Consider the following 16,845-nt stretch of genomic DNA (forward strand, 5'->3'; position numbering starts at 1 on the left):
GGCATCGCTTCCGGGCCGCCCGGCCGCTTGCCGCGTTATCGCCTCACCGGCCGCTTCTGCAGCTTGCGCTGCAGGGTGCGCCGGTGCATCCCCAGGGCGCGGGCGGTGGCTGAAATGTTGCCATCGTGCTCCTGCAGCACCTTCTGGATATGCTCCCACGCCAGGCGGTTGATGGAAGGCGGCTGTTCGGCCACTTCCGTCTCCGGGTCGCCGCTCTCTCGGCCGAAGGCCGCCAGCACCTCGTCGGCATCCGCCGGCTTGCAGAGATAGTTCACCGCCCCCAGCTTGATCGCCTCGACGGCGGTGGCGATGCTGGAGTAGCCGGTCAGCACCACGACGCGGCACTCGGGCACCACCTCGAGCAGCTCCGGCAGCAGCTTCAGCCCCGAGTCGTGCTCGAGCTTCAGGTCGAGGGTGGCCAGCGCCGGGCGCTGCTGATGCGCCATGGCTAGTGCCTGCTCAGCGTCGTGGGCCACCACGACCTCGAAGCCGCGGCGGCGCATGGCACGATCCAGCACGTGGCAGAACATCTCGTCATCGTCGATGATCAGCAGCCGTTCGGCTGTGGTTGGCTCTTGCATGGCGTCCTCGTCTCTTCGGGTCATGGCTCAGCTGGCCGGTTCGCTGCGCGGCAGCACCACTTCGGTCAGGGTGCCTCCTTCGGGATGATTGTACAGGCTCACGCCGCCGCCAAGACGGTTGATGGTGGCGTGGGTCAGGAACAGCCCGATCCCCAGCCCCTTGCTCTTGGTGGAGATGAAGGTCTCGCCCAGCTGGTCGGCGATGGCGAGCGCCACGCCGGGGCCATGGTCGCGGATGTCGATCACCACCTCCTGGGCGTTCCAGTCGAGGCTGATCAGGATGTCGTCCGGGTTGGCATCGGCCGCGTTGTCGAGCAGGTTGGTCAGCGCCTGCTCCAGGGTGGTGTCCACCGAGATCCAGGGGCGCCCCCTACGCTCCGCCACCGCCATGCGGTGGCTGACATCGGGGCGCAGCACCAGCCAGCGCTGCACCACGCCGGCCAGCCACATCTCGGCGTCGCGCACCTGGGGCTCCCCCATGCGCCGCCGGTCGGCGTTCTCCACCAGTTGGCGCAGCCGCGACTTGCAGGTGTCCACCTGCTGGCGCAGCAGCTCGATGTCCTTGATCAGTCCGGGGTTGTCGCGGGCCTCATCGCGCATCTCCGTGAGCAGGACCGCCATGGTGGAGAGCGGGGTCCCCAGCTCGTGGGCGGTGCCCGCTGCCTGGGTGGCGACGGCCAGCACCTGCTCGTTGCGCAGCGCGGCTTCCCGGGTGCGCGACAGCGCCTGCTCCCGGCTGCGCAGCGCATGGGCCATCTTGTAGATGAAGAAGGTCACCAGCCCCGCCGACAGGGCAAAGTTGAGCCACATCCCCAGCACATGAAGGCTGATGCCGTGGTCGGCATGGCTGCCGTGGGCCAGCTGGGGCACGGGGTGGTACTGCACCATCAGCAGCGAGTAGGCCAGCAGGGCGGTGGTGGCGATGATCCAGGCGAAACGCCAGGGCAGGGTGGCGGCGGCGATGGTCACCGGCACCAGGTAGTAGGTGATGAAGGGGTTGCTGGAGCCCCCGGTGAAGTAGAACAGCAGGGTGAGACCCGCGACATCGGCCAGCAGGTGGGTCAGATACTCGCCGTGGGTAACGGCGCGGTGACGGCCCAGGCGCCACCAGGTGGCCAGGTTGATCAGCGCCATCGCCAGTATCACCCCGATCACCGCCTTGACCCGGAGCTCGAAGCCGAGCAGCTCGACGCCGACGATCACCCCGACCAGGAAGCCGGTCCAGGTGATCCCGCGCACGATGGTCAGGCGCACCAGGTTGCGACTGGGGGTGGAGAGAGGCAGTGGCTGGGTGGTGGTCATGGCGGCTCCTCGCTGACGGCTTTCCATCATACCCGCTGCCGGGCCGCCCTACATTTCGCAGGCCGACCGGCGTAGAATGCGGCCACTGCCGAACCGGCCCCTATTCACGCACCGCTCGACGGTGCCTCGACGACGAACCCCATCGATGTCAGATGCCACACTGGCCCGCGAAGTCGGGCTGCGCAGGACCTTCGCCATCATCTCGCACCCGGATGCGGGCAAGACCACCATCACCGAGAAGATGCTGCTGTTCGGAAACGCCATCCAGATGGCCGGCTCCGTCAAGAGCAAGCGCGCCGACCGCCATGCCACCTCCGACTGGATGAAGATGGAGCAGGAGCGCGGCATCTCGGTGACCACCTCGGTGATGCAGTTCCCCTACGGCGGGCGCATCGTCAACCTGCTTGATACACCCGGCCACGAGGACTTCTCCGAGGACACCTACCGCACCCTGACCGCGGTGGACTCGGCGCTGATGGTGATCGACGGCGCCAAGGGCGTCGAGGACCGCACCATCAAGCTGATGGAGGTGTGCCGCCTGCGTACCACGCCGATCCTCACCTTCGTCAACAAGATGGACCGCGACATCCGCGACCCCATCGAGGTGATGGACGAGGTGGAGACGGTGCTCAACATCCAGTGCGCGCCCATGACCTGGCCCATCGGCATGGGGCGCCACTTCAAGGGGGTCTACCACCTCTACAACGACGTGATCCACCTCTACACCCAGGGGCAGGGCAGTCGCATCCCCGATGACAAGCGTATCGAGGGTCTCGACAACCCCGAGGTGGACGCCGTGCTCGGCGAGGACCAGGCGGAGGAGCTGCGCATGGAGGTGGAGCTGGTGCGCGGGGCGTCGCACGCCTTCGACCTCGAGGCCTACCGCCGCGGTGAGCTGACGCCGGTCTACTTCGGGACCGCCATGGGCAACTTCGGCGTGCGCGAGATGATGGACGGCTTCGTGGAGTATGCGCCGCCTCCGCAGTCACGGGAGACCGACACCCGCACCGTGGAGGCCGACGACCCGCGCTTCACCGGCTTCGTGTTCAAGATCCAGGCCAACATGGACCCCAACCACCGCGACCGCATCGCCTTCCTGCGGGTCTGCTCGGGCAAGTACGAGAAGAACATGAAGATGCGCCACGTGCGCATCGGCAAGGACGTCAAGATCGCCGACGCCCTGACCTTCATGGCCTCGGACCGCTCCCAGGTGGAGGAGGCCTGGCCCGGCGACATCATCGGCCTGCACAACCACGGCACCATCCAGATCGGCGATACCTTCACGGTGGGCGAGGAGATGCGCTTCACCGGCATCCCGCACTTCGCTCCGGAGCTCTTCAAGCGGGTGCGCCTGAAGGACCCGCTCAAGATGAAGGCCCTGCAGAAGGGGCTCCAGCAGCTCTCCGAGGAGGGGGCCACCCAGGTCTTCATGCCGCTGGACAACAACGACCTGATCCTCGGTGCCGTAGGAACCCTGCAGTTCGACGTGGTCGCCCATCGCCTCAAGGAGGAGTACAAGGTGGAGGCGATCTACGAGGGGGTGAACGTCAACACTGCGCGCTGGATCTACAGCGACGATGCCAAGAAGCTCGAGGAGTTCAAGCGCAAGGCGAGCGCCAACCTGGCCATCGACGGTGGCGGCTACCTGACCTATATCGCGCCGACCCGGGTCAACCTGCAGATGACCCAGGAGCGCTGGCCGGAGATCCGCTTCCAGCCCACCCGGGAGCACTGACGCCCCGCCATGCTGATCGACGCCCACTGTCATCTGGATTTCCCCGATTTCGACGCCGACCGCGAGGCGGTGCTCGAGCGGGCCAGGGCGGTGGGCGTCGCCCATTTCGTGGTGCCAGGCACGACGCGCGCCCGCTGGCCTGACGTTCTGGCGCTGGGGGCGCGGGCCGACGTCAGCGTCTGCCTGGGGCTGCATCCCTATTTCCTGGAGGAACATCGGGAGGAGGACCTGGCCGCTCTTGAGGCAGGGCTGGACGTGCATGGCGACCTTGTCGCCATTGGCGAGTGTGGCGTCGACGCCCGCTTTGCCGAGACCCTCGACGCCCAGTGGCGGCTCTTCGATGCCCAGCTCAGGATGGCCAAAGCGCGTCGTCTGCCGGTGGTGATCCACTGCGTGAGGGCCAACGACCGGGTCGCCAGGCGGCTGCGTGAGCTGGCGCTGCCGGCCGGCGGGCTGATCCATGCCTTCGCTGGCTCGCCGGAGCAGGCAAAGGCGTTTCTCGATCTGGGGTTCGTGGTGGGCCTGGGCGGCGCGGTCACCCATGCGCGGGCCAAGCGCTTGAGGCGCGCTGTGGCGAGCCTGCCCGACGATGGCTATGTGCTGGAGACCGACAGCCCCGACATGCCGCTGGCCGGTCGACAGGGGGAGCGAAACGAACCGGCGCGGGTCGCCGAGGTGTGCCGGGTCGTGGCCGAGCTGCGCGAGGCATCGTTCGAGGCGGTGGCGGCGGCCAGCACCGCCACCGCCAGGCGGCTCTTCCGGCTGTGACTAGTGGGCGAGCGCCAGGCTCTCCGGGTCCAGGCGTTCGATGGGGTAGGGCAGCTTCAGCTGCTTGACGGCCTGGCCGGCCACGCGGAGCGGCCCCAGGTCCTCCTTGGTACTCAGCACCGCCAGGATCTCCGCCTGGTCATAGGCGTCAAGTTCGGCGGCCACCACCTCGCCCACCGCCTTGCCATCGGCACTCTCCACCGGGCTTGCCAGGGCGGGCAGCTCACCGCCTTCCAGTTGGGCGCGCACCAGGCGGCGCTTGACCTGGCCGCGGAAGTGGGCCCGGGCCACCACCTCCTGTCCCGTGTAGCAGCCCTTCTTGAAGCTGATGCCGCCGAGCGCCTCCCAGTTGATCATCTGCGGCAGCAGGGCATCGCGATGGGCGGGCGTCAGCCAGGCCAGGCCGGCCTGGATGTCGTGCAGGCACCAGATGGCATTGCCCACCGGAGTGGCCTGCTCGGCGAGGCGCGACCAGAGCGCCTCGGCCTGGCCGGTGGCCAGGCAGATCAGCTGGCGCGGGCGCGGGCCAGGGTGGGTCAGCAGCAGAGTCTCGGCATCCCCCGCCTGGTGCCATACCGGGGGCGGCACCAGATCCAGCCTCACCTCGGCCAGGGCCGGGGCGTCCTGACCGATCAGGCCAATCAGCGCCAGGTCGTCGCGCACCCGGAGCTCGGCCTTGTAGAAGGCGGCGAATTTGCCCAGGTGCTCCGCCAGGGATTGCACCAGGCCGCGCTGCATCAGCAGCCGGTAGTGGCCCTCGGCGACGCGCAGCAGCTGGGCATTGGCCAGCATGCGCCCCTTGGGGGTGCAGAACACGGTGAGGGGGGCGAAATCGCCGTTGGCCAGGCCCACCTGGGCGCTGGCCTGGCCCTGCAGGAAACGCTCGGCGTCTGGGCCGATCACGTCGAGTACGCCCAGATGCACCAGCGGTGTCACCACGGTGCCATCCAGGGCCTGGCGGGCCGGCGCCGGGGTGTCGAAGGCGATTCGGTCCTCGGCGTCCTGCCGTCCGCCACAGGCGGTGATCCAGTCGTGCATGGGGAGCTCCTTGTCGTCTGCTGGGTGGCTGGCTCCTCTTATGCGGGTAGCCATGCGACATTGCAACCGCTGTGGTCGTCTCGGCGCCATGCTAGACTCGCCGCAATCTTTCGCTGGGCGCTCGCGGCATGCCCGGCCCCTCTTTTGCCACCCTCTCGGAGAGCCGTCCCATGGCGCACCAATCGCTGAGCTTCACGGGCGTCGAGAACGCCGATCAGATCAACCGTATCACCACCGCCCTGATGATGCTCGACGGCGTCGACAGTGCCGAAGTGGGGCGTCACGGTGCCGAGGTCGAGGGGCGCGCCCGGCGCGAGGCGCTGATCAAGGCCATCGAGGCCCTCAAGCTCCCCATCCAGGTCAAGTGAACAGGAGGTTCCCCATGAAGAAGACCATTGAAGTCGTAAGCGTACGCAACCATATCTTCCGCCAGCGAGTCGAACTGGATGGCTTTGAGGACCTCTTCGTCGATGTGCCGGTGGCCTATGGCGGCGAGGGCAGCGCCCCGGACCCCCACGACTACTTTGACCTGTCGCTGGGGGCCTGCAAGGCGATCACCTCGATGATGTATGCCAAGCGCAAGAAGTGGCCCCTGGAGGGGGTGAGCGTGAAGGTGCATCGCGATGACAGCGAGGAGCGCCATGGCACCTACCGGCTCGACGTGGAGATGACCTTTCACGGCATCGAGGACACCGAGCAGCGCCTGCGCCTCGAGGAGATCAGCCACAAGTGCCCCATTCATCGCCTGATGACCAGCTCCACCGTGGAGGTTTCCACGCGGACCACCGTCGAGGCCTGACCTTCCGGACCCCACACGCGGAAACGCCATGAGCAAGCCCTTTCGCCTCGCCTCGAAGTTCCAGCCCGCCGGCGACCAGCCCACGGCCATCGACAGCCTGGTCAAGGGGCTGGAGGCGGGGCTCGCCCACCAGACCCTGCTCGGGGTGACGGGGTCGGGCAAGACCTTCACCATGGCCAACGTGGTCGAGCGCCTTCAGCGCCCGACCATCGTCATGGCGCCGAACAAGACCCTGGCGGCGCAGCTCTACGGCGAGTTCAAGGCGTTCTTCCCCGACAACGCCATCGAGTACTTCGTCTCCTACTACGACTACTACCAGCCCGAGGCCTATGTGCCGTCGTCGGACACCTTCATCGAGAAGGATGCCTCCATCAACGACCACATCGAGCAGATGCGCCTCTCCGCCACCAAGGCCCTGCTGGAGCGGCGCGATGCGCTGATCGTGGTCTCGGTGTCGGCCATCTACGGGCTGGGTGACCCCGAGCAGTACCTGAAGATGCGGTTGCACTTCACCCGCGGCGAACTGATCGACCAGCGCTCCTTCCTGCGCCGCCTGGCGGAGCTGCAGTACACCCGCAACGACATGGACTTCAAGCGCGGCACCTACCGGGTGCGCGGCGACGTCATCGACATCTTCCCGGCAGACGCCGAGGACGAGGCGGTACGCGTCGAGCTGTTCGACGACGAGATCGATACCATCAGCCTCTTCGACCCGCTCACCGGAGAGGTCAGGGGCAAGGTGCCCCGCATGACGATCTACCCCAAGTCCCACTACGTGACGCCCCGGGAGACCATCCTCGGCGCCATCGACGCGATCAAGGCGGAGCTCAAGGAGCGCCTCGACTGGCTGCGCAAGCATGACAAGCTGGTAGAGGCTCAGCGCCTGGAGCAGCGCACCCTCTACGACATCGAGATGATGCTGGAGCTGGGCTACTGCAACGGCATCGAGAACTACTCCCGCTACCTCTCCGGGCGTAACCCGGGCGAACCGCCGCCCACCTTCTTCGACTATCTGCCGGCGGATGCGCTGCTCTTCATCGACGAGAGCCATGTCAGCGTTCCCCAGGTGGGCGGCATGTACAAGGGCGACCGCTCGCGCAAGGAGACCCTGGTGGAGTACGGCTTCCGGCTCCCCTCGGCGCTGGACAACCGCCCGATGAAGTTCGAGGAGTGGGAGGCGATCTGCCCCCAGACGATCTTCGTCTCGGCGACGCCTGGCCCCTATGAGGCCGAGCATGCCGGCCAGGTGGTGGAGCAGGTGGTGCGGCCCACCGGGCTGCTCGACCCGGAGCTCGAGGTGCGCCCGGCCGGCACCCAGGTGGATGACCTGCTCTCGGAGATCCGCCTGCGCAGCGCGGTGGGCGAGCGGGTGCTGGTGACGACGCTGACCAAGCGCATGGCCGAGGATCTCACCGAGTATCTCGGCGAGCACGACGTGCGGGTGCGCTACCTGCACTCTGACATCGATACCGTGGAGCGGGTGGAGATCATCCGCGACCTGCGCCTGGGCAAGTTCGACGTGCTGGTGGGGATCAACCTGCTGCGCGAGGGGCTCGACATTCCCGAGGTCTCGCTGGTGGCGATCCTCGATGCCGATAAGGAGGGCTTCCTGCGCAATGAGCGCTCGCTGATCCAGACCATCGGCCGCGCGGCCCGCAACGCCCACGGTAAGGCCATCCTCTACGGCGACCGGGTGACCGACTCCATGCGCCGCGCCATGGAGGAGACCGAGCGCCGCCGCGCCAAGCAGATCGCCCACAACGAGGCCCATGGCATCACCCCGACCACCGTGACCCGCTCGGTGGCCGATATCCTCGAGGCCGCTCAGGCCCCGGGCCGCAAGGGCAAGGGGCGCCGCGGCGAGCGCAAGGTGGCGGAGCGTGAGGCGATCTACGACCCCGCCGAGCTGTCACCGGCCGAGCTGGCCCAGGAGCTGACCCGGGTGGAGGACGCCATGTTCGAGGCGGCCCAGAACCTGGAGTTCGAGGAGGCGGCGCGGCTGCGCGACCGGCTGCATCAGCTGAAGGAGCGCCAGCTGGCGCTTGGATAGGCAGCCTCGCGACTTCGCCAATGTGAGGGGCGCCGGGGGCAGGCCGAAGAGGAGGTCTTTTGCCATGGATGGCAAAAGTAGTGTCCAGGGATGGGTTCACAGCGCCTCCTCGCAGGCCGGTACGCGGATCAGCCCCGGGGGTGTGATCGTAGGATTCGTTGCTTAGTTCGTAAGGAAAAGGGATGCCTGAAGGGCCCGAGATTCGCCGCGCCGCCGACCGGGTGCATGCCCAGCTCGCTGGCCGTCGACTGGAATACGTCTGGTTCGCCTTCCCCGAGCTGGCGCCCCGGGCGGATTCGCTGGTGGGGCGGCGGGTCAGCGCCGTGGACAGCTGGGGCAAGGCGCTGCTGACCCGTTTCGACGATGGCCGGGTACTCTACTCCCACAACCAGCTCTACGGCGTCTGGAAGCTCCACGATGCCGAGCGCGAGCCGGATACCGGCCGCTCACTGCGGGTGCGGCTGGTGGCCGAGGGGAGGGCGGCCAGCCTCTACAGCGCCTCGGACGTCTCGCTGTGGGAGGAGGGGCGTCTCGCCGAACACCCCTTCCTGGCCCGGCTCGGCCCGGACCTGCTCACCCATGGCGTCACGGCAGGGCAGGCGATGACCCGGCTGCGGGAACCGCGCTTCCAGCGCCGGCGCCTGGGCGGGCTGCTGCTGGACCAGTCGTTGTTCGCCGGCATCGGCAACTACCTGCGCTCCGAGATCCTCTTCTTCGCTGGCCTCCACCACAGAACGCGGCCCATGGACCTGGACGAGGCGGCGCTCGAGCGGCTGTCGCGTACGATTCTCGAGGTCACCCGGCAGGCCTACGACCAGGCGGGGGTGACCAACCGTCCTGACTGGGCGGCGGCCGAGCGTCGGGGTGGGACGTCCCGTCGGCGCTGGCGCTTTGCCGTCTTCGAGCGCGAGGGGCTGGCCTGCCACCGCTGCGGCACGGCCATCGAGAGGGCGACGGTGGCCTCGCGCAGGCTCTATGCCTGTCCGCGCTGCCAGGCACTTCCTTGAGCCTCAGATATATACCGTTATCTTTATTGGAAAAGAAGCATCTGCTACCTTTGGTGGCCGCAATGTCGACAGCCGACGCGGTAGGGTATAATGCCGGCCGTTCGAGCCCGCCACGCCGGCCGCGCCGCCGGTGACGAGCGGGCATGCCGACAACGCCAAGGAGCCCCTTGCTCATGACCGTGATCCGCCAGGACGATCTGATCCAGAGCGTCGCCGATGCGCTGCAGTACATCTCCTACTACCATCCCAAGGACTTCATCGACGCCATGGCCCAGGCCTACGAGCGCGAGGAGAACCCTGCCGCCAAGGACGCCATCGCCCAGATCCTGATCAACTCGCGCATGTGTGCCATGGGGCACCGTCCGATCTGCCAGGACACCGGCATCGTGACCGTCTTCCTGCACGTGGGCATGAACGTGCGCTGGGACGCCGAGATGAGCCTGGACGACATGGTCAACGAGGGCGTTCGCCGCGCCTACGCGCTGCCCGACAACGTGCTGCGCGCCTCGGTGCTGGCCGACCCGGACGGCGCCCGCAAGAATACCGGCGACAACACCCCGGCGATCATCCACCACAAGATCGTGCCCGGTGACACCGTGGAGGTCTACGTGGCGGCCAAGGGCGGCGGCAGCGAGGCCAAGTCCAAGTTCGCCATGCTCAACCCCTCAGACAGCGTGGTCGACTGGGTGATGGAGCAGCTGCCCAAGATGGGCGCCGGCTGGTGCCCGCCCGGCATGCTGGGCATCGGCATCGGCGGCACCGCCGAGAAGGCCATGGAGATCGCCAAGGAAGCGCTGCTGGATCCCATCGATATCCAGGAGCTGCAGGCCCGCGGGCCCTCCAATCGCGCCGAGGAACTGCGCCTCGAGCTCTTCGACAGGGTCAACCGGAGCGGCATCGGCGCCCAGGGCCTGGGCGGCTTGACCACGGTACTCGACATCAAGGTCAAGGACTACCCGACCCACGCGGCCAACAAGCCGGTGGCGATCATCCCCAACTGCGCTGCCACTCGCCACGCCCACTTCACCCTGGACGGCTCCGGCCCGGCCGCGCTGCCGGCGCCGAAGCTCGAGGACTGGCCGGAAATCACCCGCGAGGCGGGGGACAACGTCAAGCGCGTCAACCTCGACAGCGTCACGCCGGAGGAGGTGCTGACCTGGCAGCCCGGCGACACCTTGCTGCTCAACGGCAAGCTGCTGACCGGCCGCGACGCCGCCCACAAGCGCATGGTGGACATGATCGCCAAGGGCGAGCCGCTGCCGGTGGACCTGAAGGGACGCTTCATCTACTACGTCGGCCCGGTGGATCCTGTGGGTGACGAGGTCGTGGGTCCGGCCGGTCCCACCACCGCCACCCGCATGGACAAGTTCACCCGTACCATGCTGGAAGAGACCGGCCTGCTGGGCATGGTAGGCAAGGCCGAGCGCGGCCCGGCCGCCATCGAGGCGATCCGCGACAACAAGGCGGTCTACCTGATGGCCGTGGGCGGCTCCGCCTACCTGGTGGCCCAAGCGATCAAGAAGTCCCGCGTGGTGGGCTTCGAGGACCTCGGCATGGAGGCCATCTACGAGTTCGAGGTGGAGGACATGCCGGTGACCGTGGCCGTGGACAGCCAAGGCACCTCGGTGCACCAGACCGGTCCGGCCAAGTGGAAGGAGATCATTGCCGAGCGCGCCTGATTCCTGCCCAGGGCAACCGAGCGGCCCCGCCATCTGGCGGGGCCGCTGCCGTTTGGGTATGCTGTAGAACACTGTTTTTTCAGGGAGAGATCATGACCTCCTGGCTGTTCGGCCTGGCCATCTTCCTTTTCCACGTGCTGGGGGTCGTCTCCGCGCTGCTGGCCCTGCTGTCGAGTCGCACCTCCCAGGGCGCCATCGCCTGGATCCTCTCCCTCATCACGCTGCCCTATGTGGCGGTTCCCGCCTACTGGATCTTCGGCCGGCCGCGCTTCTACGGCTATGTCTCCGCTCGCGGCGAACGCGACACCGTGTTGCGCCGCGTGCTCTCCCGCTACCGCGAGCAGCTCGAACCCTTCGTGGCCGATGCCCGGGACCCCGATGTGCGCGCCGTGGAGAAGCTGGCGATGATGCCTCTGACCAGCGGCAACCGCGCCGAGCTGCTGGTCGACGGGGAGGCCACCTTCGACAGCCTCTTCGACGGCATCGAGCGGGCCAGGGACTACGTGTTGATCCAGTTCTTCATCGTGCGCAACGACGCCCTGGGCATCGAGCTCAAGCATCGCCTGCAGCGCGTGGCCGAGCGCGGGGTGCGGGTCTACTTCCTCTACGACGAGGTGGGCAGCCACAAGCTCAACGAGGGCTATCTGCGAGATCTCGCCAGCTGCGGGGTGGAGGTGAGCGCCTTCCGCTCGTCGCGGGGCTTCCGCCATCGCTTCCAGCTCAACTTCCGTAACCATCGCAAGGTGCTGGTGGTGGACGGCCACGAGGGCTGGGTTGGCGGTTTCAACGTCGGCGTGGAGTATCTGGGGCAGGGGCGCCATGGCCCCTGGCGCGACACCCACCTCAAGCTGACCGGGCCGAGTGCGTTGGGCCTGCAGGAGGCCTTCTGGGAGGACTGGCACTGGGCCACCGGCGAGGTCATCACGCTCTCCTGGACCCCCCGGGTCACCTGCGAGGAGTGCCATCAGGTGGTCATCGTCCCCTCGGGGCCGGCGGACCGCCTGGATACCGCCGGGCTGCTGGTGCAGCATGCCATCCACAGCGCACGGGAGCGCTTCTGGGTGACCAGCCCCTACTTCGTGCCCGACCAGGGCGTCCAGGACGCGCTGCGCCTGGCCGCGATGCGTGGCGTCGACGTGCGCATCATGATCCCGGAGCGACCCGACCACCTGCTGGTGTTTCTCTCGGCCTTCTCCTTCCTACCCGACATGCTCAGGGCCGGCGTGAAGGTCTATCGCTACCAGCCCGGCTTCCTGCACCAGAAGGTGATGCTGATCGATGATTCGGCGGCCAGCATCGGCACCGTGAATCTCGACAACCGCTCCTTCCGGCTCAATTTCGAGATCACCGCCTTCCTGCCGGATCGCCTCTTCGCTGCCAAGGTGCGCCTGATGCTGGAAAAGGACTTCGCAGATTGCCGGCGCATCGACCTGGAGGAGATCACCTCGCGGCCACTGTGGCGCAAGCTGGTCTCACGGGCCGCCTATCTGCTGTCCCCCATCCAGTGATACATTATCGTTTCACGATGGCCGCTGTGTCGGCCACCCTGCCATCCGCGGACCGGGAGTCACGGTGAACCTCGAGACCAAGTGGCTGGAAGACTTCGTCGCTCTGGCCAATACCCGCAGCTTTTCCGCCTCGGCGAGGCAGCGCCACGTCACCCAGCCCGCCTTCAGCCGCCGCATTCGCGCCCTGGAGCAGGCGGTGGGCGCCACCCTGGTGGACCGCTCCACCACCCCCGTGGACCTCACCCCCGAGGGGCAGCTGTTCCTGGTGACCGCCCGCAACCTGGTGGAGCAGCTCAACGAGAGCCTGGGCCACCTGCGTGGGCTCTCCATCGCCAACGAGGCGCTGGATATCGTCGCCGCCCACTCCCTGGCGCTGAGCTTCTTTCCCCCCTGGATCTCCCGCCTTCAGCAGGGGGTCGGCGAGCTGCCGACCCGGCTGGTGGCCATGAATGTGGGGGAGGCGATCCACGTGCTGAGGGAGGGCAAGTGCGACCTGATGCTGGCCTACTATGACCCCTACGCCAGCATGCAGCTCGACTCGGAGGTGTTTCCCTCCTTCTCCATCGGCCAGGTGAAGATGCTGCCGGTGAGCCTGCCGGACGAGGAGGGCAAGCCGCGCTTTCCGCTGGAGGGCAGCGAGTCGATTCCCTATCTCGCCTATACCCAGGGCGCCTTCCTGGGTAGCAGCGTGCGTATGCTGCTCAAGAATGACGCCCTGCGTCTGCGCCTGCGCACCGTCTACGAGACCGCCATGGCAGAGGGGCTCAAGGGCATGGTGCTGCAGGGCATCGGCATGGCCTGGATCCCCGATTTCTGCATCCGCGATGAGCTCAAGAGCGGACGCCTGGTGCGCGCCGGGGGCGAGGAGTGGGACGTGCCCCTGGAGATCCGCCTCTATCGCTGTTCGCTGGTCCACAAGCCCGGCGTGGAGCGGCTGTGGCGGCAGATGCAGAAGCTGCCCCGCGACTTCCTCCAGGCCTGAGCCCTAGCCCCCCCCGAAGTCGGCGGGCAGCCCCAGGAAGTCCTGGATGATGAAGAAGTGGTCCTCGAAGAGGGCCTCGGGATCGAGGTCCGCCAGTGCCACCCAGCGGGCGTGGTCGCCGCCCTTGACCGGCTTGAGGCGTGGCAGCTGCTGGTCGGGGGTCAGCGCGAAGTAGAAAGCCTCCGCCAGGGTGCGGCCCCGCCAGCTGCGATGGGGCTCGTCGAAGAGCCGCTGGCCGCGCAGCGAGCCCTTGAGCACCGGTTCCGGCACCTTGAGGCGAATCCGCTCGCGCAACTCCCGGAGGCAGGCATCCAGCAGCCGTTCATGGGAGTTGATGAAGCCGCCGGGCAGCGCCAGCAGCCCCTTGCCCGGCGCTGCCGTGCGGCGGACCAGCAGCACATGCCCCGACTGCACCACCACCGCGTTCACCGTCACGAAGATGGGCGGATAGGGCGCCTGGGCCCAGGCGCTGCGGTACTGGTCCAGCAGGCGCTGCTCCTCGCTGAGCTGGCGGTAGTGGTCGCCGGCGCAGAAGTCGCGGACGGCGGCCACCACCCCGGGTGGCAGGTCGTGGGCGGCCCCGGTGCTCAGGTAGTCGTCGGCGGAGGAGGGGGAGCGGAACAGCCGCTCGCGGATCTGGCTGGCCGAGATGCCCTCCACCAGCGGCACGCTGACCGACTCCCACTGGGGAAACAGCGAGAGGTAGTAGCTGGACTGGCCGCGACTGGCGCCGATCAGGCCGATGCGCGGCAGCCGCGCTCCCTGGGGGCTGGCGATATCGCGCACCTTGCGCTGCACGTCGCGCACCCAGACATCGTTGTTGTAGAGGGCGTCGAGCAGCGGCACCACGGCGAGCCGGCGGTTCTCCTCGTCGTCGAAGGCGCTGCGCAGCATGGCCCGGCGCTCGTCGAAGCGCCAGGGATTGCGCAGCGAGCGCGCCTGCCAGGAGGAGCCCACCAGCACGATCACCTGGCGAGCGCGCTTGAGCGCCTCGTGGATCACCGCCAGGTGCCCCAGGTGGGGCGGCTGGAAGCGACCGATGAACACCAGGCAGTCGAAGTCGTAGGCGTCGCGGTCGGTGTCCGGGCAGTCGGTCATGGGCATTCCTGGCGGGCGGTAAGAAGGCGCCGCTCATTATGGTCAGCGCCGCAGGCGGGTGCAATGCGCCCCGCGGCAGCAGGCTCGGTTTCATTCGCGTATGCTGAAAGGCACACAGGGATGCGGGGAATACCATGATCGAGCTCAACCGACTGACGCCGGCCGCCCTCCGGGCCAGGCTGCTGTTCTGGTGGAACGTGACCCAGGGGGCGATTCGCCTCTGGCTGGAGCGCAACGCCTTCAGCTACGCCGGGTCGCTGGCCTTCTACACGCTCTTCTCCCTGGCCCCCACGGTGATCATCGCCGTCACCGTGATCGGCCTGGTGCTGGGCGAGGATGCCGCCCAGGGCCAGATCGTCGCCCAGTTGCAGGACACCATGGGTCATGATGCCGCCGCCGCCATCGAACAGGCCGTGGCGAGCTCGCGCATCGAGGAGTCGGGCCTGCTGCCCACCCTGCTGGGCGTCGGCGCCCTGCTGGTGGGGGCCACCACGGTGTTTGCCCAGATGCAGTTCTCGCTCAACACCATCTGGGGGGTCACCGCACGGCCCAGCGCCAACAGCGCCCTGATCTTCATCAAGAACCGCCTGCTGTCGCTGACCGTGGTGCTCTCCATCGGCTTCATCCTGCTGGTCTCGCTGATCTTCGGCGTCATGGTGCGGGCCATGCTGCAGGCCGCCGACGAGCTGGTGCCCTTCGTGGGCTTCCTGACCACGGGGGTCGAGTTCCTCGTCTCCCTGGCGGTGATCGCAGTGCTCTTCGCCACCATCTTCAAGGTGCTGCCCGACGTGGTGCTGCGGTGGCAGGACGTGGTGGTGGGCGCGGTGGTCACCGCGCTGCTCTTTGCTGTGGGGCGCTCGGCCATCGCCGTCTACCTCTCCCACACCGCCACCGCCTCCACCTACGGGGCCGCGGGCTCGGTGGTGATGATCCTGCTGTGGGTCTACTACAGTTCGCTGATCCTGCTGTTCGGCGCCGCCTTCACCCGCTGCCACCTGGCCGAGCGGGGGCAGCCGCTGGTGCCGCGCAATACCGCCGTGGTGGTCAGGCGCGAGCTGATGGACAGCTAGCGGAGCCCAGGCCCCAAGGCGACGAGGCCGGCAACATGCCGGCCTCGCGCGGTATGGGGTGCCCGGCCGCCACCGCACGCGGGGCCTCGCCCGGCTCAGCCGCGGCCGAAGCGCTCCCGAGCCATGGTGTCGGCGATGGTCGCGGGACTGCGGCCCTCGCTGGCCGCCCGGGCGAACAGCTCGTCCAGGGTCGCGCCGATCCCCTCGATATGCGCCATCACCGCCTCGCGCCGATAGTCCTCGCGGCGCTGCCAGGCGATCTCGATCACCCCGCCGGCGTTGGCCACATAGTCCGGCGTATAGAGAATCCCGCGCCCCATCAGCCGCTCGGCCATGGCCGGGGTGGCCAGCTGGTTGTTGGCCGCACCGCACACCACCCTCGCCCTGAGGCGCTCCACCACCTCGGCATCCAGCACGGCGCCCAGGGCGCAGGGGGCGAAGAGGTCCACCTCGGCGTCGAAGATCGCCTCCGGCGCCGTCGTCTCGGCACCGAGCTCCTCGGCCAGGTGGGCAAGGGCCTCGCGGTCGATGTCGGTAAGCACCAGGCGGGCACCGGCATCCGCGAGGTGGCGGGCCAGGTGGGCGCCGACATGGCCGACGCCCTGGATCGCCACCCTGAGCCCTTCGAGATCGCCGCGCCCGAGGGCGTGGCGCACCGCACTCTTCAGCGCACAGAAGACGCCCCAGGCGGTGAAGGGCGAGGGGTCGCCGGATTCCCCGCTGGCTCGGCGCAGCCCGCCCACGTGACGGGTCTGCTCGGCGATGATCTGCATGTCCGCCTCACTGGAGCCGGAGTCCTCGGCGGTGATGTAGGCGCCCCCCAGGGAGTCCACCAGACGCCCCATGGCGCGCAGCAGCTCTGGGGTCTTCGCGGTGCGCGGGTCGGCGATGATCACCGCCTTGCCGCCGCCCAGGGGCAGGTCCGCCATGGCCGACTTGTAGCTCATGCCCCGCGAGAGGCGCAGCACGTCGGTGAGAGCCTCTGCCTCGCTGGCGTAGGGGTAGATACGCAGGCCGCCGAGGGCGGGGCCGCGGGTGGTGTCGTGGATGGCGACGATGGCGCGCAGTCCGCTTCCGGCATCGCTGCCGAAGACGATCTGCTGATGGTGGTCGAATTCCGGGTGCTCGAAGACCGGCATGGCGTGGCTCTCCCTCATGAGGATTGTCGTTGTACTGGCTTGCCCGGGTAGGGCGGTGACCTGTCAATCGGGCTTGTGGCCGGGTGACA

Annotated in this window: 15 protein-coding genes; 10 read left to right on the top strand and 5 right to left on the bottom strand. The window is 68.0% G+C overall.

All coding sequences use genetic code 11. The features are described from left to right. Positions 1 to 35: 35 nt before the first annotated feature. Positions 36 to 581 (bottom strand): response regulator transcription factor, encoded by a 546-nt coding sequence (locus D1793_RS04145; RefSeq protein WP_119021018.1) that lies wholly within the window; start codon positions 579 to 581, stop codon positions 36 to 38. 27 nt (positions 582 to 608) lie between these two features. Beyond that, the gene (locus D1793_RS04150; RefSeq protein ID WP_119021019.1) at positions 609 to 1,883 is read right to left on the bottom strand and encodes an ATP-binding protein; all 1,275 of its coding nucleotides are present in this window, start codon (positions 1,881 to 1,883) and stop codon (positions 609 to 611) included. A 145-nt stretch (positions 1,884 to 2,028) separates the two neighbouring features. On the opposite strand from D1793_RS04150, the gene D1793_RS04155 reads away from it, so the two are divergent. Together D1793_RS04155 and D1793_RS04160 are read left to right on the top strand one after the other, a co-directional pair. Then, the gene (locus tag D1793_RS04155; protein ID WP_119021020.1) at positions 2,029 to 3,618 is read left to right on the top strand and encodes a peptide chain release factor 3; all 1,590 of its coding nucleotides are present in this window, start codon (positions 2,029 to 2,031) and stop codon (positions 3,616 to 3,618) included. A gap of 9 nt (positions 3,619 to 3,627) precedes the next feature. Continuing rightward, on the top strand, positions 3,628 to 4,386 hold the full coding sequence (locus tag D1793_RS04160) for a TatD family hydrolase (RefSeq protein WP_119021021.1): 759 nt from the start codon (positions 3,628 to 3,630) through the stop codon (positions 4,384 to 4,386). Here the strand turns inward: D1793_RS04160 and D1793_RS04165 are convergent, their stop codons facing one another. Further along, a complete protein-coding gene (locus D1793_RS04165; RefSeq protein WP_119021022.1) occupies positions 4,387 to 5,424 on the bottom strand; it encodes a folate-binding protein YgfZ in 1,038 nt (345 codons plus the stop codon). Between the two features lie 170 nt (positions 5,425 to 5,594). On the opposite strand from D1793_RS04165, the gene D1793_RS04170 reads away from it, so the two are divergent. The 7 genes from D1793_RS04170 (at position 5,595) to D1793_RS04200 (ending at position 13,449) form a co-directional block, all read left to right on the top strand. Further along, positions 5,595 to 5,792, top strand: a complete 198-nt coding sequence (locus D1793_RS04170; RefSeq protein ID WP_110068667.1) for a hypothetical protein — start codon at positions 5,595 to 5,597, stop codon at positions 5,790 to 5,792. Between the two features lie 14 nt (positions 5,793 to 5,806). Beyond that, positions 5,807 to 6,223: an OsmC family protein gene (locus tag D1793_RS04175; protein ID WP_119021023.1), complete on the top strand. Its 417-nt coding sequence runs from the start codon at positions 5,807 to 5,809 to the stop codon at positions 6,221 to 6,223. A 28-nt stretch (positions 6,224 to 6,251) separates the two neighbouring features. Next, complete coding sequence (uvrB, locus tag D1793_RS04180) at positions 6,252 to 8,273, top strand: excinuclease ABC subunit UvrB (RefSeq protein ID WP_119021024.1); 2,022 nt, start codon at positions 6,252 to 6,254, stop codon at positions 8,271 to 8,273. 182 nt (positions 8,274 to 8,455) lie between these two features. After that, positions 8,456 to 9,280, top strand: coding sequence for an endonuclease VIII (nei, locus tag D1793_RS04185; protein ID WP_119021025.1), 825 nt, complete (start codon positions 8,456 to 8,458; stop codon positions 9,278 to 9,280). A gap of 173 nt (positions 9,281 to 9,453) precedes the next feature. Continuing rightward, complete coding sequence (locus tag D1793_RS04190) at positions 9,454 to 10,959, top strand: fumarate hydratase (RefSeq protein WP_119021026.1); 1,506 nt, start codon at positions 9,454 to 9,456, stop codon at positions 10,957 to 10,959. Between the two features lie 92 nt (positions 10,960 to 11,051). Then, entirely contained in the window at positions 11,052 to 12,467 is a 1,416-nt protein-coding gene (gene cls / locus D1793_RS04195) for a cardiolipin synthase (protein WP_119021027.1), read from the top strand. 64 nt (positions 12,468 to 12,531) lie between these two features. Then, on the top strand, positions 12,532 to 13,449 hold the full coding sequence (locus D1793_RS04200; RefSeq protein WP_119021028.1) for a LysR substrate-binding domain-containing protein: 918 nt from the start codon (positions 12,532 to 12,534) through the stop codon (positions 13,447 to 13,449). Positions 13,450 to 13,452: 3 nt separating this feature from the next. Here the strand turns inward: D1793_RS04200 and D1793_RS04205 are convergent, their stop codons facing one another. Then, complete coding sequence (locus tag D1793_RS04205; protein WP_119021029.1) at positions 13,453 to 14,547, bottom strand: bifunctional nicotinamide-nucleotide adenylyltransferase/Nudix hydroxylase; 1,095 nt, start codon at positions 14,545 to 14,547, stop codon at positions 13,453 to 13,455. A 134-nt stretch (positions 14,548 to 14,681) separates the two neighbouring features. On the opposite strand from D1793_RS04205, the gene D1793_RS04210 reads away from it, so the two are divergent. Beyond that, the gene (locus D1793_RS04210; RefSeq protein ID WP_119021030.1) at positions 14,682 to 15,617 is read left to right on the top strand and encodes a YihY/virulence factor BrkB family protein; all 936 of its coding nucleotides are present in this window, start codon (positions 14,682 to 14,684) and stop codon (positions 15,615 to 15,617) included. A gap of 95 nt (positions 15,618 to 15,712) precedes the next feature. Here the strand turns inward: D1793_RS04210 and D1793_RS04215 are convergent, their stop codons facing one another. Beyond that, positions 15,713 to 16,774, bottom strand: coding sequence for a Glu/Leu/Phe/Val dehydrogenase dimerization domain-containing protein (locus D1793_RS04215; protein ID WP_240407768.1), 1,062 nt, complete (start codon positions 16,772 to 16,774; stop codon positions 15,713 to 15,715). Positions 16,775 to 16,845 lie beyond the last annotated feature (71 nt).

Origin of the sequence: Halomonas sp. JS92-SW72 (assembly GCF_003547075.1) — a bacterium.
GTDB classification, from domain to species: domain Bacteria; phylum Pseudomonadota; class Gammaproteobacteria; order Pseudomonadales; family Halomonadaceae; genus Halomonas; species Halomonas alkalicola.